Source organism: Streptomyces sp. NPDC055966 (assembly GCF_042269865.1).
GTDB lineage: Bacteria > Actinomycetota > Actinomycetes > Streptomycetales > Streptomycetaceae > Streptomyces.
On sequence record NZ_JBHJYK010000017.1, the window covers coordinates 204898 to 219389 of the forward strand.

Below are 14492 nucleotides of genomic sequence, written 5' to 3' on the forward strand. Positions count from 1 at the left end.
CGACGGTGCCCAGCGTCCACACATGTCGGACGTCGGGCCTGCCGGGGCGCAGGGAGCGGCCGGCCGGCACCGTGGCGCGGCGCAGCGTCGTCTGGTTGGCGGCGGCACCGATCGCGCTGGAGACCGGTATGGCGACGCCGGCCCCGGTCAGGCCGTGGCCGGGCCGGACAGAGTGACGGACGCCGAGATACCGGCCGGTCCGGCGCGCATGGCCGAGTGCGTCGAGTGTGCTCCGCGCCACCGCGGCTTCCCGCCCCATGAGCGGACGGACACGACGGCCAGGGCGCCCACCGTGCCGACGGCGACCGCGAGCCACCGGCAGGAGCCGTCGGCATCCTCCCGGCGCCGCGTGACGAACGGCGTCACGCCGCGCAGCGCACCCGCCACCGTGCCGGTGGCCGGGCTGAAGACGGCGACGGCGACCGCGAAGGCGGCGAGCGTGGCGGTGGCGTGACTCCTGAGCAGGGCCGTGTCGACCGGAGCGCCAGCCGATGCCACCATCGTCGTGAACAGCGGCAGCGCGGCCCGCGCGATCCCGACCCATCCGCCACGCCCGCCCTGTTCCGTCTCGTTTCCGGTGGTCACGGCTCCGATCAGCGCCGATGGCGTTGCTCGGTGAACGAGAGGATCAGTGCCGCCACCTTTCCGCGCCAACTCGCGCAGATCCCGGGTCAGTCGGGGCTGCGCGCGTCGGTAGAGGGAGGACAGGTCGAGCTCGTCCATGGCCGCCGGCATCTGGTGCGCTGACTCGCCCTCGGGTCGCAACCACCGCATGCTGTCCGCGCGTTGGGCGAGCGACCTGCGCAGTCCCTCGTCGAACAGGTCGCGGGGGATGTCCAGGCCCTCCGCCACGGCCCTCTGCGCGCCGAGCACGGCCGCCATGTCCCGCGCAGGGAGGACCCGCCCCGCCGCCTGGGCGGCGAATCCCCGGACCTCGGCGAGTCGTTGCGTGACGTACTCGGGGTCCAGCCCGACGTACTGCTCGGGCCGGCCGAATCCGTCACCGTCAAGGTTGACGGCGGCGGGGGTCTCCGGGTGGTCCAGCGCGTACCGGACGGCGACCATCCCGCCGAGCGAGTGGCCGACCGGAACGGCGTGCGGGACGGCGACGAAGGCACCCACCGTAGGGCCCGTCGACGTCGACATGATCACCCGAGAGAAGGAAGCGAACCGGTGGCCGTTCGGCACATAACGGATCTATGCCAGGTGCTGGGTGAGGAAGAGCGCCGCGCGATCGAGTGCCTGGTCCGCCTCGTCCAGCACACCGGCGAACGCCTGGAACACGTGCGGCACTTCGGCGGTGACGTCCAGGATCACGTCCACCCCCGCCTCCCTCGCGCGTGCGGCCATGCGCGTGGAGTCGTCCAGCAGCACCTCGTTGGTGCCCACCTGGAGCAGCATCGGCGGGAAACCTGTCAGGTCGGCGTGGAGCACGGGGCTGATGAGCTCCTGGTGCGGGTCCTGACCCGCGAGGTACATGGCACCCGTGTGTGCCAGGCCCTCGCGTGTGAAGAACGGGTCGCGGCCGGCCTTCGTGTCCATGCTCTCGCCGCTCCGGGTGCCGTCGAGCCCGGGGGAGAAGGCCACGATCGCCGCGGGCAGCGGCAGTCCGGCGGCGCGGGCCGCGAGGCACGTCGTGACGGTGAGGCCGCCGCCGGCGGAGTCCCCGGCGAACGCGAGGGACGCAGGGTCCTCACCGGCGTCGAGCAGCGCGCGGTAGGCGGCGAGCGCATCGTCGATCGCGGCCGGGAACGGGTGCTCGGGGGCGAGCCGGTAGTCCGGCGAGAAGGCCCTGACGCCGGTTCTGGCGACGAGGTTCCCCGTCAGCGACAGTGCGGTCTCGGGTGAACCGTACACATGGCCGCCGCCGTGGAAGTAGAGGATCGTGCCCGTGCTCGCGCGCGGGCCCGCGTCCCGGGGCTCGACCAGCAGGGTGCGTCGGGACCCGAGGGCGACGTCCGTGGTCCGGATGCCGTCCGGCACGATCATCGTGGCCATCATCGCCGCGAACCCCGACCGGATCTCCTCGACCGGCTGCGGGCCCTCGGGCCGTGGTGTGCGCAGCATCGCGTCGATCCTCGCGCGTTGTTCCCTGCTCATCGGTGTCCCTTCCGTCGGTGGATCTCCCGCGCCACAAGTAGATGCCGCTACAGTATATGCCGTGGCATGTAAATCAAACGGCTCCACCGCCGACCCCCGGACCTTCTTCGCCGACCTGGTCCGCTGCGAGACGCGTCTGTACAACGCGCTCAACGACCGGCTGCGCGAGCGACACGGGATCGTCACCTCGCAGTTCGAGTTCCTGCGCTACCTGCGGGAGCATCCCGGATCGCGGGTGGCCGACCTCGCCGCCGAGTTCGCCATCGGAATCGGGGCGACGAGCAAGGGGATCGACCGCCTGGAACGACACGGCTGGGTCGCCCGGCAGCCGAATCCGGCCGACCGCCGCTCGTCGCTGCTGACACTCTCCGACGACGGCGCACGCCTGACCGACGCCGCCGAGCAGACCTTCACCGAGCGCCTGACCGAACTGCTGGGGGGCGCTCTCGGCCAGTCTCAGACGGCGGCAGCCGCGCAGGTCCTGTCGGTGCTGCGCACCGCGTTGGAGCGCGAGGGCGTCGGCCTACCGACAGGCTGACGCCGTGGTGGACCGGGAGTTACGGGAGTTGATGGTCAGGAGAGCGACACTTCGGTCTCAACTTGTTCATCGACCCTTTTCGGTGAGCATGTTGATTATCTTGATCAGGTCGTGGCCCGGGTTGTCGTTGTTGTTGTTGTCGTCGGAGTCGGTCCCGTGCGCGTCGGCGCCTTCGAAGGTGGCGGCCTCGACGCTGCGGGGGAACAGCGCCTGCTCGTACTCCGTGAGTGCGGCCTCGATGTCGTCGGGGTGCACGGCGAGGGCCTTGCCGAGTTCGGCGCCGTCGAGCATGGCCAGGTTGGCGCCTTCGCCGTTCGGGGGCGCGAGATGGGCCGCGTCACCGAGCAGCGTCACGCCCGGCACCCGGTCCCACCGGTGCCCGGTCGGCAGAGCGTAGAGGGGACGCAGGACCGGCCCGCTGTCGGCCTCGGTGATGAGCGCGGTGAGCTCGGGTGCCCAGCCGTCGAACTCCGCCGCGATCCGCGCGGTGGCCGCGTCGGCATCGCCGAAATCGACGGCGGCGAACCAGTCCTGCGGCTCGGACAGCCCCACGTAGGCGTGCAGGGTGTCGTCCTTCTCCCGGTGCGCGAAGATGTCCCTGCCCTGCGTGGCCGCGATCATCGACCCGCCGCCGACCGCCTTCGCGGCGGCCGGGTGCCGGGTGGCGGCGTCGAACAGATAGGTCTCGACGACCGACTTGCCGATGTACCGGGGTGTGGCGGCGGAGAGCAGCGGACGGACGCGTGACCACGCGCCGTCCGCGCCGACCAGCAGGCTGGTGACGACGCTGGTGCCGTCGGCGAAGGTCACCTCGTGGCGGCCCGCACCGAGGGTCCGGGTGGCGCTGACCTTGCGCCCCCACCGGACGGTGCCGGCCGGGAGGGAGTCGAGCAGGATCTGTCGCAGCTCGCCGCGCTGCACCTCGGGGCGTCCGCCCGTGCCGTCGTCGGCTTTGTCGAGCAGTACGGTCCCGTCCGGGTCGAGGATCCGTAGCGCCTGCCGGCCCGCCAGGATGAGACCACGGAACTCGGCCATCAAGTCTGCCTCCTCAAGGGCGAGTTGACCGTTGTAGTCGTGGATGTCGAGCAGACCGCCCTGCGCACGCGCCGCCGGGGAGGGCTCCGCCTCGTAGACCGTGGCGGGGATGTCGTGGAGGTGCAGGACGCGGGCGAGCGTGAGGCCGCCGAGTCCGGCACCGATGATCGTGACGTGAGTCCGCATGATGGCTCCTTGGGATCGCGCCGCCCGGTGAGTTCCGGCCGGCCGTCTCCCCGAAGGTGTCAGCCGCCGCCGACGCACCCCCGACATCGGACCGACAGCCTCCGACAGGTCACCGACACGGCACACCGGTCCCGACGCCTCCATGGAACGGCGTCCTGCTCACCGGCCGCGGTCGCCCGGCCCGTGGTCGCCGGCAACGGTGACGCCGTGGACGGCGCGCCACCGTCGCCGGGCTGACCGACGCCGCCACCACACCCACCGACCGGGTCGGCCTCGTGCGGCGGACCGGCGCCGGCCGCCGCGCACGGTGGGGGGTGCCGCGTGCGGCCGTGAACACGGCCACCCCGCCGGGGCGCGGCCGACGTGACCACGCCCTCCGCGCTCAAGTACCGCTCACACGCCGTGAGTCGAGGGTCAGTGCGACACCTCGTGCGACGGGTGCTCGGCGCACAGACACCCGACGCCCCGTTCGATCCACTCCTGGCCGGCCCACTCCGGATGCCGTTCGACGAGCAGCGCCCGCACCTCGGCGACGATCTCGACCTCGCCCATCGCCGAGTCACGCCTGCGCCAGGTCTCGTCACGCAGCTCGCGCAGATAGTCGCGGACCGCCGTCAGGACCTCCGGGCCGCCGGGTTCACCGTGCCCGGGAACCACCGTCCGGACTCCGCGGGCGCCCAGCCGCTCCAGCACCTCCAGCCAGCGGACACCGGAGACGTCCGTGTCGTACGGCGGGAACCACGGGAAGATCGCGAACTGCCCGGTCTCGGCGAGATCCCCGGTGAACAGCACATCGGCGTCCGGCACTTCGACCACCTGGTCGCCCTTGGTGTGCCCCCGGCCGGCGGGCCGCAGCCGTACGACACGGTCACCGAGGTCGAGGTCGTACGTGCCGTCGAACACCTCGTCCGGAGTAGGCACTCCGATGCCTGCCAGCCGGTGGGCGACCGGCCCGCCGAAACCCCGGAACATCTCCAGATACGCCGGTCCCTTCGCCGCGAGGTCGTCCGCCTGGGCGCGGTTGACGAGATACGTGGCCCGGTCGGCGAAGGCCTGCGCGCCGAACGCGTGCTCCGGGTGGAAGTGCGTCGTGGTCAGGTACAGCCGACGGCCCCGGGCGACCTCGGACGCGAACGCGAGGACCCGCTCGGCGTTGGCGGTGCCCAGACCGGTCTCGACGACGAGCACGGCCCGAGTGCCGCCGATGACACCGACGTTGGGCACCAGCTGGGCCCGCTGGTTCGGGATCACCAGCAGGTCGGGGGCGATCTCCCGGGCACCCGCGACCCGCACGGCGGGGTCGGGGACGTGCACGCCCGCCAGGTCTCCCGGCAGGCTCTGGTCCGTGTCCTGCCCGGTGTCCCGCGCCGAGCCCTGTGCCGTGTTCCGCGTCATGTGCTGTGCCATGTCCTGTGCCCTGTCCTGTGTCATACGGCGATTCCACCGCCGTGGCGTCGCGGCCGTCCAAGACCGACTGGGTGCACGCCATACCGCACGGGTATCGTCACCGGTCATGGAGCTACGCACGCTGCGATATTTCGTGGCCGTCGCCGAGGAACTCCACTTCGGCCGGGCCGCCGCCCGGCTGCACATGAGCCAGCCACCCCTGAGCAGGGCGATCAGACAGCTGGAGACCGGCCTGGGCACGCCGTTGCTGCACCGCTCCGCGACAGGAGTCGCGCTCACCCCCGCCGGGACGACCCTGTTGAAGGAGGCGCGCGCCCTTCTCGGCCACGCCGACCAGGTACGCATGCGCGTGGCCGCGGCGGCGGGCGTCGCGACGCTCACCGTCGGCATCCTGGGCGACGGCACCGACAGAGGAGCCGCCCGGCTCGCCGCCGCGTACCGGCGCCGGCACCCGGGCATCGGCATCCGGGTCCGCGAGACCGACCTGACCGATCCGACGTGCGGGCTGCGCGCGGGACTGGTCGACGTCGCCCTGACCCGCGCACCGTTCGACGAGACCGGTCTGACCGTGCACGACCTGCGGGCCGACCCGGTGGGAGCGGTGCTCCGCGCCGACGACCCACTGGCCCGACGCGAGAAGCTGTTCCTCGCCGACCTGGCGGCCCGGCACTGGTTCCGGTTCCCGGAGGACGCGGACGAGGCGTGGCGGACGTACTGGAACGGTGGCCGATCCCGCCAGGGGCCGGTGGTGCGCGCCGTCCAGGAGTGCCTGCACGCCGTGCTCTGGAACGGCACGGTCGGCATGGCCCCGCTCGGCCACGGACTCCCCGCGGAGCTGACCGTGGTCCCGCTGGCCGACATGCCGCCGAGCCGCGTCGTGGTGGCGACGAACGAGGGCGACACGAACCCGCTGACCCACTCGTTCGTCGGGCTTGCGCAGGCCGCCTACCGGATGTGAACGACGTCATCCGCACGCGCGACGACGTCATCGGTGCGTGCGCCGCGGTCCGTTCGGAGCGGGCCGGTTGACCTTCACCCTGGGGGAGGCCACAGCATCGGTGGGGCCGGGCGACGTGCCCGGCACGAGGAGGGGCGGGGCATGGAGTGGCTGACCATCGGGGCGTTCGCGAAGGCGTCCCGGCTCTCCCCGAAGGCATTGCGTCTCTACGACGAACTCGGCCTGCTCGCACCCGCTCGCGTCGACCCGGTGACCGGCTACCGCCTGTACGCACCGGACCAGTTGGGCCGGGCCCGGCTGGTCGCCTGGCTCCGGCGGCTGGGCATGCCCCTGGCGCGGATCCAGCGCGTCTGCACGCTGGAGGCGGACCAGGCGGACCAGGCGGCCCAGGAGATCCGGGCGTTCTGGGCTCGGGTGGAGGCCGACACCGCCGCACGACGGGACCTTGCCACGTTCCTCATCGACCATCTGACCTGGAAGGAGCCCACCATGGCCGTGACCGCCAACCCCCTGGAGATCCGGTACGCCGCACACTCCGACGCCGGCCTCGTCCGCGACGGCAACCAGGACACCGTCTACGCCGACGCACACCTGCTCGCCGTCGCCGACGGCTGCGGCCGCACAGGCGCACCCGCGAGCAGGGCCGCCGTCGACGCACTCAAGGGCCTGGAGGCCGAGGGCATTCCGGCCGGCGACCTCCTCAACGTCCTCGAAGACGCCGTCGACCGGGCCCGGCAGGCCGTGCAGGGGGTCGCCGGCACCGGCTCCTCCGTCGAAGCGGCCGGGACGACCCTCACCGCGATGCTCTGGACCGGAGCGCAGATGGCTCTCGTCCACATCGGCGACTCGCGGGTCTACCTGCTGCGCGACGGGCAGCTGTTCCAGATCACCCACGATCACACCCTGGTGCAGTCGATGGTGGACGAAGGGCGTCTCACCCCGGAGGAGGCCGCCTGCCACCCCCAGCGGTCGTTGTTGGTCCGCGCGCTGGGCCAGGGAGCCGACGGCACCCCGGACATGCGTCTGTACGACGCCCGGCCGGACGACCGGTACCTGCTCTGCTCCGACGGTCTGTCCAGCGTCGTACCGGCCGACGAGATCCGCCAGGTGCTCACCGAGTCGGCGGAGCCCGACCAGGCCGTCCGCGACCTCATCGCCCTCGCCAACGGTTCCGGCGGTCCCGACAACGTCAGCTGCGTGGTGGCGGACGTCATGGAGCGCCGGCGGTAGCGGCGCGGCGCGCGTACGTTCCGGGAAGGCACGCCCGGCTCAGAGGAAACCCAGAGCTTCCCGCTGCTGGTGCGGACCCGCACACCGCGCTAGATGTGGAGTGTCATGTCCATGCGGGAACTTGAGTCCGCCGCCAGGTTTCCCCGAACTGAGGAGTGACCCCCATGAACTTCTCGCTCGCAACGACGTTACGCACCGCGCGCCCGGTCGTGCAGGCCGTGTTTCGGCTGGTGACCGGATTCCTCTTCGCCTGCCACGGCGCGGCGTCCCTGTTCGGAGTCCTGGGCGGCTCCCACGGCGGCGGCACCGTGCCCACCCTCCAGTGGCCCGGATGGTGGGCAGCGGTCATCGAGCTGGTGGGTGGCGTCCTGGTGTCCCTGGGCCTGTTCACCCGGGTGGCGGCCGTCGTCTGCTCCGGCTCCATGGCCTACGCCTACTTCAGCGTCCATCAGCCGCACGCGCTGTTCCCGATGGTCAACGGGGGTGAGCCGGCCGTCCTGTTCTGCTGGACGTTCCTGCTGATCGCCTGCCTCGGCCCCGGCGCCTACGCGCTCGACGCGCTCGTGAAGAGGGAGGCGATCACCACGGCGGACGAGAGCCCGGCACCGGTGCCCACCGCGTAGCCCGTCCGACCGGAACGTACCGTGCCATCCACCCCACATACGGCGCGAGAGCCCTTCGGCGAGGCCGAGGGCTCTCGCGTGCCGACAGCAGGCCGAGGGGCCGATGCCGTTGGATCGGCGGACGGTGAACGGGGGGCGGTGGACGCGGGCGGCGATCGGGTTCCGCAGCGATGCCCAGCCTGGCCCCCGTATGCGCCGACTGCCGACCGGCCGCTGTCGCCACACTCGGGCCGCGCGCCGAGGGCGACGAACCCCGGCAGCGGCGCTGTGCCCGCTATTCGACGGCCGGATCCTCCTGGGCGTGCCGCAAAGCCTCCTTCACGGACTTCTCCAGCTCGAACCGGCTGGTTCCGGTCGCCGCGGCATGCGCGGTGACGGCCGCCTGCACCGCCTCGGCCGCCTCCCGCCAGCGACGCAGCTGCGCTTCGTACTCCTCGCCGTCGAGCCCGGCGAGCTTCGCGCGCTCTTCCTCGGCGGATCGTTCCAGTTTGATCAACTCATCGGGTACCTCTGCCACGGGCACGGATCGTAGACGCCGCGAGCACGGTGAGGAGCGCCGGACGCACCGGCCGATCGGGTGGTCAGAAACCCGTACATCGGCCTCGGCTCGTCGCGACACGGCCAGGACGTACAACACACCGTCGGCTGCCGTCACTTGAGTCGGGTACGGCGGCGTCCGGGAGGCGTCAGGGCAGGGTCAGGACGCGGGGTCCCTGGTCGGTGATGGCCACGGTGTGCTCGATGTGGGCGGCCCTGCTGCCGTCGGTGGTCCGCAGGGTCCAGCCGTCGATGTCGGTCCGGTAGGTGTTCTGCCCGCCGGCCATGAGCATGGGCTCGATGGCGAGGACCAGCCCGTGGCGGAGGGGGAAGCCCCGGCCGGGGCGGCCGCGGTTGGGGACATGAGGGTCTTCGTGCATGCGGCGGCCGATGCCGTGCCCGCCGAAGTCGGCGGGCATGCCGCAGCCCGCCTTGCGGGCGACGGTGTCGATGGCGTGGGAGATGTCGCCGATGCGACTGCCCACCTGGGCGGCGGCGATGCCGGCGTCGAGGGCCTGCTGGGTGGCGTCGATCAGATCGAGGTCACCGGGGCGTGGCGTTCCGACGGTGAAGGTGATGGCCGCGTCGCCCGTCCAGCCGTCGAGCTCGGCGCCGCAGTCGATGCTCAGCAGGTCGCCGTCGCGCAGCCGGTAGCCGGTGGGGATGCCGTGTGACACGGCGTCGTTGACGGATGTGCAGATCACGGCAGGGAAGGGCACGGGGGCGAAGGACGGCCGGTATCCGAGGAACGGGGAGCCGGCCCCGGCCTCGTCCAGGACCGACCGGGCCGCTTCGTCCAGTTCTCGCAGGGACACCCCCACCCCGGCCGCCTCCCGGGCTGCGGCCAGGGCGCGGGCCACCACGCGCCCGGCTTCCCGCATCGCGTCCAGTGCGGCATCGGTCTTGATCTCCACCATGTGCGTGACTCCCCGCAGCACGTCGTTCCAATACTTATACCGGTATTAGTATCACGGTCGTGGTGAGAACTCCTCTGACACCGCGGGAACGGGAACACGGCGAGCGGGTCGGCGCACTGCTGCGTCGAGCGCGGGGCGGGGGGCGCCGCCGCACCCTGTATCTGGTGTCTGCCGGCGCCGAGCAATGCCGCCGTGGTGGTGAACGTCTCGCGCTACGGCTGCGCGGCCCTGCTGATCACCGACGGCGCGGTCACCCCGGCGATGCCGACCTGGCTCATGTGGGGGGACGGACCGGTCGCCGCCACGGCCGTCGGCCGGTGCTCGACGGCGTTCACCGGTAGCGCAGCAGCAGCATCGCGGCGTCGTCCTGGAGAGGTCCGCTGACGTGCTGGAGCAGATCCTGGCGAAGGGTCTCCAGAGCGGTCTCGGGATCGTGGTCCTTGAGCAGATGGGCGCGTTCGGCGAGCGGGTAGAAACGGCCGCCGCGGTCGCGGGCCTCGATGATGCCGTCGGTGTACAGCAGCAGTTGGTCGCCGGGCAGGAAGGCCGCGCGGTACGGCTGCGGGTCGGCGGTGCCGTGCGCGCCCAGGCCGAGGGGCAGCGCGTAGGACTCCGGTTCGGGCAGATCCAGGGTGCCGTCGTCGCGGACCAGCATCGGGGCCGGATGGCCGAAGTTGAGGAACGTGACCTGGTGGGCGCTCACCTCGGCGAGGATGGCGGTGACGAACCGCTCGCCGTCCAGTTGCCGGTCGACGGAGCGGGCCAGTCTGCCGCCGACCTCCACCAGGTCCGCCTCGTCGAGGGCCGCCTCGCGGAACGCGCCGAGGACCAGCGCCGCGGTCTCCACCGCCTCCAGGCCCTTGCCCTGCACGTCCCCGACGATCACCCGTACACCCTGCGGTGCGGCGACGACCTCGTACAGATCCCCGCCGATACGGGCCTCGGCCACGGCCGACGTGTAGGAGACGGCCGCCCGCAGCCGGCCGGCGAGCTTCGGTACGGGCTTGAGCAGCACCCGCTGCGCGGCCTCGGCGATCGACCGGACGCTGTCCAGTTCGGCCTCCCGCTCGCGGCGCAGGAACACGGCCACCAGACCGGCGAGGGTGACGCCGATGACGGAGCCGACGACCATCCAGCCACGGCGTGGCGTGGTCATGTCGTCGTACCAGCCCAGCGCGAAGCACAGCAGCAGCGCGATCACGCCGACACAGGCGGTACGCCGCCAGCCGCCCACCAGCGGGGCGAACGCGGGCCCCACGGCCACCAGCGGCAGGAAACCCAGCGACGGTCCGGTCGCGACGTCGGCCAGCGCCACGGCGCCCATGACCGCGAAGGGCAACACGGACAGCACCCTCGATCGACGACGCTGTGCGGACACGTCCCCCGCCCCCTCCCCCTCAACGTCCGACCGGCACGGTGTGGCACATCATCGCAGACGTACCCATTGCCTCTCATAAGCAGGCGACAGCCCCATAGACCGGCTCGGGCGTGGAACGCACGGGCGGCCGCAGACGTCTCACCAGTTGATCGCGAATCGGTCTTCATGCTGGTCCACGGCGTCCGACCGTGCCCGGGTCACGGTTTCATCAACGGCGCTCACCTGTGATTCCGTGGCGCGGCTACAACCGTCCGAGATTCACCTGCTGGGGGGATTGTCCATGAGCCTGACCGGGACGTCGTTCTTCGTCCTGCTGATCGTGGCGACCATCGTGTGCGTGGCCGGCACCATGGTGCTCTGGTCACGGCTCAGAGGGCCCCACACGGTGCGGTGGGTACTACGGCTGGTGATGATCGGTCTGTGCCAGCTCACCGCGATCTCGGTGATGGCCACCTGGATCAACAACGACTACGGTCTGTACGCCTCCTGGGACGACCTGCTGGGCAACGACAACGGAGCCGCCGTCGCCATGCCCGGCCCGCCGGCCGACCGTGCGAAGTTCACCCACAGTGCCACGGGAGTGCTGGACACCTACTTCCGCGGCAAGCACTCGCAGCTGTCCGGACAGGTGATCGTCTGGACGCCGCCCCAGTACAACCAGCCGCAGTACCGTCACACGCGCTTCCCGGTCGTGATGCTGCTGCACGGCGTGCCGGGCAGCCCGGCGTCCTGGCTGGAGCACGGCGGCATGCCGGGGGACTTCGAGAACGTGGTCAAGTCGGGCGCCGCGCACCCCTTCATCCTGGCCATGCCGGTGGTCGACCCGGGCGGCGTCGACACCGACTGCACCGACCAGCCCAACCGGAAGGTCGCCACGTGGATGGCGCGTGACGTGCCGGAGCTGATCAGCAAGCAGTTCCGTACCATCGCCGGACCCAAGGGATGGGGTCTCATGGGCTTCTCCACGGGAGGCTTCTGCGCCACGCGGCTCCCGCTGGCGTACCCGAAGGTCTTCGGCTCCGGTGCCGCACTGGATCCCGATCCGCTCACCGGCGACACGAGCGTGATCTCGGACCCGGTCTCCCGCGAACGCACCAGCCCCACGTACATGGTGAAGCGCAGCAAGGCGGTGGTGAACCTGTTCCTGGCCACGTCGGCCGAGGACCGGCTCAGCCCCCCGCACTACATCGAGCAGTTCGTGAAGGAGGCCGCGCCGACGATGGTCCGGACACAGACCATGGTGCTGCCGAGCGGAGGCCACAACTACAACACCTGGACGCGCCTGTACCCGGCGGCCTTCACTTTCCTGAGCCGCCACACCACCGCACCGAAGGCCTGAACACGGACCCCGTGAGGGCTGCCGTTCAGGCCAGGGTGACGTGCATTCCGCCCTCGGCCAGGGCATCGAGCCCGTCGGCTGAGCGGTCGCGGTGCTCGCCGTGCGGCGTCGGCGTCCGGGACAGGTGCGCGCGGGCCCTCGCGGCGTTCCGCCGGAGCAGGGTCGTCGGGGCGGTGCAGCCGAACCTGCCGCGCAAGCAGTCGTCCAGCGCGGCCAGGCAGCGGCCGGAGTAGCCGCCCGGCGGTCCGGCGAGCCGGCTGCGGTCGGTGCGACAGACGTTCTGTGTGTCACCCGTGAGTCGGGGCGTGCGGGCGGGTGGGACGGGGCAGAGTGATCTTGGAGGGTGCCGATGACCGCACGTGACGTATCCGTGGACGCGACCGCCGGGGCGTGGTTGCCGCGAGAGGAATGGGTCAGGACACAGCCCCGGGCGCTCATCGCCTCGTGCGTCCTCGTGCGTGACAGCGGAGGCCGGGTCCTCCTGCTCCGCTACGGACCGGATGAGCCGCGTGCCGGTACGTGGTGGCTGCCGGGCGGAATGCTCGATAACGGGGAAGATCCCTGCACGGCGGCACACCGGGAGATGCGCGAGGAAACGGGTGTCGAACTGGACGTCGTGCCGAGGCTCATCGGTATCGACCACCGTGCCGACGTCGGCGGCACGGGACCGGTCCTCGACTGCTACTTCCACGCCGGGGTCCTCGACGAGGGCACCCCGATCCGGCTGAGCCCCGAGCACGACGACCACACCTTCACCGATCTCGACGGCCTGGAGCGGCTGATGACCGCCCATCACGCGGCAACGCTCAGAGCCCTGTGTGCCGCAGCCGTCCGGGACACGGTCGTCTGCCTGCGCGAGGGCCTCGCCCCGGCGTGAGCCCCCGCGTCGCTCACCGAGGTGCCTCGCCTGCATGTCGGGCCCGGACGATGCCCCGAGGAACTCCGCCGAGCCGTGCCACGACAGGCCACGGACCACTCGTCAGGCCGACGACGGCCGACGACGGCGGGTGGATCGGCCACGACGGCACCCGCATTGTCAGTGGTGGCTGCGAGGCTGGCCGGTATGGACAGCGAGGATGAGCAGCTGCTGCGCGGCCGGGTCTACGGCCAGGACCACGACGACCCGGGCCCACGCCCGGGACAGCGCTACGTCGAGCTGGTCGGCGGCCCGCTGGACGGGCTGCTGCTCGACATCACCGGCCGGACGCCGGACGACCTGGGCGCCAGTGTCGCCCTCGCCACCGAACTGGGGCGGTTCGGCGCGGGCGGGCGTGCGATATACGCCCCGCGCCCCGGCGACCGGTGCCGCTTCGACTGGGTCGGCGACGCCCCCTGACCCTGTCGGGGGCGAGAGGTGGCGCCTGTACCCGCGTCACAGCCAGCGGGTGGACAAGCGCGTCGTCCAGGCCTACCGCGCGGACGTGGAACCCTCGTTGTGCGGTACCAGGGACTCCAGGACGCGGGCCGAGCGTGAGCCGGGGGCGCCGGTGATCAGGACCACCTCCTGGTCGTCCTCCGGCACCAGCAGCACATCGCAGTTGAGCTGTAGCCTGCCCAGCTCCGGATGGTCCAGGGTCTTGGCCCGGTGGCCCGGCGCATGCACCGGGTGGGTCTGCCAGATCCTGCGGAACTCCGTGCTCTGCGCGTGCAACTCCTCCAACAGAAGGGTGAGTTGGGGATCCTGCGGGTAGCGCTCGGCCGCCCGGCGCAGCCGGGCCACCGCGACGGCCCCGAACTCCCGTGTGCTGGAGGTCTCGTACGTCTGCCCCGTGCCGAGGAAGCGCCGCCGGGCCAGGTTGGTCGTGTGCCGGGCCAGGTCGTCGCCCAGCAGAGCCCGGGCCGCAGGATTCCAGGCGACCACACCGTAGGCGGCGTCGGTGACGATCGCCGCGGTCGCGGGCAGCCGTTCGAGCAGCCGTGCCACCTGCGGCCGCGCCTGACGTACGAGGCGTGCGGCAGGCGGTGCGGCCGCGCCCGCGAGCTGGAACAGATGACTGCGCTCGGCCGGTTCGAGCCGCAGTGCGCCGGAGAGCGCGTCCAGGACGCGGGGTGAGGGGCGGGGGCCACGAGCCTGTTCGAGCCGGACGTAGTAGTCGACCGACATGTGCGCCAGTTCCGCGACCTCCTCCCGGCGCAGTCCGGGCGTACGGCGCGGGGCGCCCTCCGGGAGACCGACCTCCCGCGCGCTCAGGGCCGCCCGGCGTTCCCGCAGGAAGCGGGCCAGTTCCTGCCTCGCCATGCCGC

At 71.9% G+C, this 14492-nt stretch carries 17 protein-coding genes; 7 read left to right on the plus strand and 10 right to left on the minus strand.

Features of this window, described 5'->3' with window-relative positions; genetic code table 11:
• Positions 1 to 147: 147 nt before the first annotated feature.
• Both ACFC8N_RS32135 and ACFC8N_RS32140 read right to left on the minus strand, forming a co-directional pair.
• Positions 148 to 1146 carry an alpha/beta fold hydrolase gene (locus ACFC8N_RS32135; protein ID WP_376291915.1) on the minus strand — a complete coding sequence of 333 codons (999 nt, stop codon included), beginning with the start codon at positions 1144 to 1146 and terminating at the stop codon, positions 148 to 150.
• A gap of 51 nt (positions 1147 to 1197) precedes the next feature.
• The gene (locus ACFC8N_RS32140) at positions 1198 to 2100 is read right to left on the minus strand and encodes an alpha/beta hydrolase (protein ID WP_376291918.1); all 903 of its coding nucleotides are present in this window, start codon (positions 2098 to 2100) and stop codon (positions 1198 to 1200) included.
• Between the two features lie 61 nt (positions 2101 to 2161).
• Between ACFC8N_RS32140 and ACFC8N_RS32145 the strand changes: the two genes are divergently transcribed.
• Positions 2162 to 2638, plus strand: coding sequence for a MarR family winged helix-turn-helix transcriptional regulator (locus ACFC8N_RS32145; RefSeq protein WP_376291920.1), 477 nt, complete (start codon positions 2162 to 2164; stop codon positions 2636 to 2638).
• A 66-nt stretch (positions 2639 to 2704) separates the two neighbouring features.
• On the opposite strand, the gene ACFC8N_RS32150 is transcribed toward ACFC8N_RS32145, so the two are convergent.
• Together ACFC8N_RS32150 and ACFC8N_RS32155 are read right to left on the minus strand one after the other, a co-directional pair.
• Positions 2705 to 3859: an FAD-dependent oxidoreductase gene (locus ACFC8N_RS32150; RefSeq protein WP_376291922.1), complete on the minus strand. Its 1155-nt coding sequence runs from the start codon at positions 3857 to 3859 to the stop codon at positions 2705 to 2707.
• 414 nt (positions 3860 to 4273) lie between these two features.
• Positions 4274 to 5290: an MBL fold metallo-hydrolase gene (locus tag ACFC8N_RS32155; protein ID WP_376291925.1), complete on the minus strand. Its 1017-nt coding sequence runs from the start codon at positions 5288 to 5290 to the stop codon at positions 4274 to 4276.
• Between the two features lie 82 nt (positions 5291 to 5372).
• On the opposite strand from ACFC8N_RS32155, the gene ACFC8N_RS32160 reads away from it, so the two are divergent.
• The 3 genes from ACFC8N_RS32160 to ACFC8N_RS32170 all read left to right on the plus strand — a co-directional run bounded on the left by ACFC8N_RS32160 (position 5373) and on the right by ACFC8N_RS32170 (position 8077).
• Positions 5373 to 6224 (plus strand): LysR family transcriptional regulator, encoded by an 852-nt coding sequence (locus tag ACFC8N_RS32160; protein ID WP_362817947.1) that lies wholly within the window; start codon positions 5373 to 5375, stop codon positions 6222 to 6224.
• 141 nt (positions 6225 to 6365) lie between these two features.
• Positions 6366 to 7454 carry a MerR family transcriptional regulator gene (locus ACFC8N_RS32165; RefSeq protein WP_376291927.1) on the plus strand — a complete coding sequence of 363 codons (1089 nt, stop codon included), beginning with the start codon at positions 6366 to 6368 and terminating at the stop codon, positions 7452 to 7454.
• A 164-nt stretch (positions 7455 to 7618) separates the two neighbouring features.
• Positions 7619 to 8077 (plus strand): DoxX family protein, encoded by a 459-nt coding sequence (locus ACFC8N_RS32170; RefSeq protein ID WP_376291929.1) that lies wholly within the window; start codon positions 7619 to 7621, stop codon positions 8075 to 8077.
• Between the two features lie 274 nt (positions 8078 to 8351).
• Here ACFC8N_RS32170 and ACFC8N_RS32175 read toward each other — a convergent pair whose 3' ends face one another.
• The 4 genes from ACFC8N_RS32175 to ACFC8N_RS32190 all read right to left on the minus strand — a co-directional run bounded on the left by ACFC8N_RS32175 (position 8352) and on the right by ACFC8N_RS32190 (position 10855).
• Entirely contained in the window at positions 8352 to 8594 is a 243-nt protein-coding gene (locus ACFC8N_RS32175; protein ID WP_356031528.1) for a hypothetical protein, read from the minus strand.
• A gap of 169 nt (positions 8595 to 8763) precedes the next feature.
• Entirely contained in the window at positions 8764 to 9531 is a 768-nt protein-coding gene (gene map, locus ACFC8N_RS32180; RefSeq protein WP_356031530.1) for a type I methionyl aminopeptidase, read from the minus strand.
• 212 nt (positions 9532 to 9743) lie between these two features.
• A complete protein-coding gene (locus tag ACFC8N_RS32185) occupies positions 9744 to 9866 on the minus strand; it encodes a hypothetical protein (protein WP_376291931.1) in 123 nt (40 codons plus the stop codon).
• Positions 9863 to 10855: a SpoIIE family protein phosphatase gene (locus ACFC8N_RS32190; RefSeq protein WP_376292021.1), complete on the minus strand. Its 993-nt coding sequence runs from the start codon at positions 10853 to 10855 to the stop codon at positions 9863 to 9865. The genes ACFC8N_RS32185 and ACFC8N_RS32190 overlap by 4 nt, the downstream gene beginning before the upstream one ends.
• 334 nt (positions 10856 to 11189) lie before the next feature.
• Between ACFC8N_RS32190 and ACFC8N_RS32195 the strand changes: the two genes are divergently transcribed.
• A complete protein-coding gene (locus ACFC8N_RS32195; protein WP_356031532.1) occupies positions 11190 to 12248 on the plus strand; it encodes an alpha/beta hydrolase-fold protein in 1059 nt (352 codons plus the stop codon).
• A gap of 25 nt (positions 12249 to 12273) precedes the next feature.
• Here ACFC8N_RS32195 and ACFC8N_RS32200 read toward each other — a convergent pair whose 3' ends face one another.
• The gene (locus ACFC8N_RS32200; RefSeq protein WP_376291934.1) at positions 12274 to 12444 is read right to left on the minus strand and encodes a hypothetical protein; all 171 of its coding nucleotides are present in this window, start codon (positions 12442 to 12444) and stop codon (positions 12274 to 12276) included.
• Between the two features lie 153 nt (positions 12445 to 12597).
• Here ACFC8N_RS32200 and ACFC8N_RS32205 point away from each other — a divergent pair, with 153 nt between their 5' ends.
• Complete coding sequence (locus ACFC8N_RS32205; RefSeq protein ID WP_376291936.1) at positions 12598 to 13125, plus strand: NUDIX hydrolase; 528 nt, start codon at positions 12598 to 12600, stop codon at positions 13123 to 13125.
• A 186-nt stretch (positions 13126 to 13311) separates the two neighbouring features.
• Positions 13312 to 13584 (plus strand): hypothetical protein, encoded by a 273-nt coding sequence (locus ACFC8N_RS32210; RefSeq protein WP_356031536.1) that lies wholly within the window; start codon positions 13312 to 13314, stop codon positions 13582 to 13584.
• 72 nt (positions 13585 to 13656) lie between these two features.
• Here the strand turns inward: ACFC8N_RS32210 and ACFC8N_RS32215 are convergent, their stop codons facing one another.
• The gene (locus ACFC8N_RS32215; RefSeq protein ID WP_376291938.1) at positions 13657 to 14487 is read right to left on the minus strand and encodes a helix-turn-helix transcriptional regulator; all 831 of its coding nucleotides are present in this window, start codon (positions 14485 to 14487) and stop codon (positions 13657 to 13659) included.
• Between the last annotated feature and the right edge of the window lie 5 nt (positions 14488 to 14492).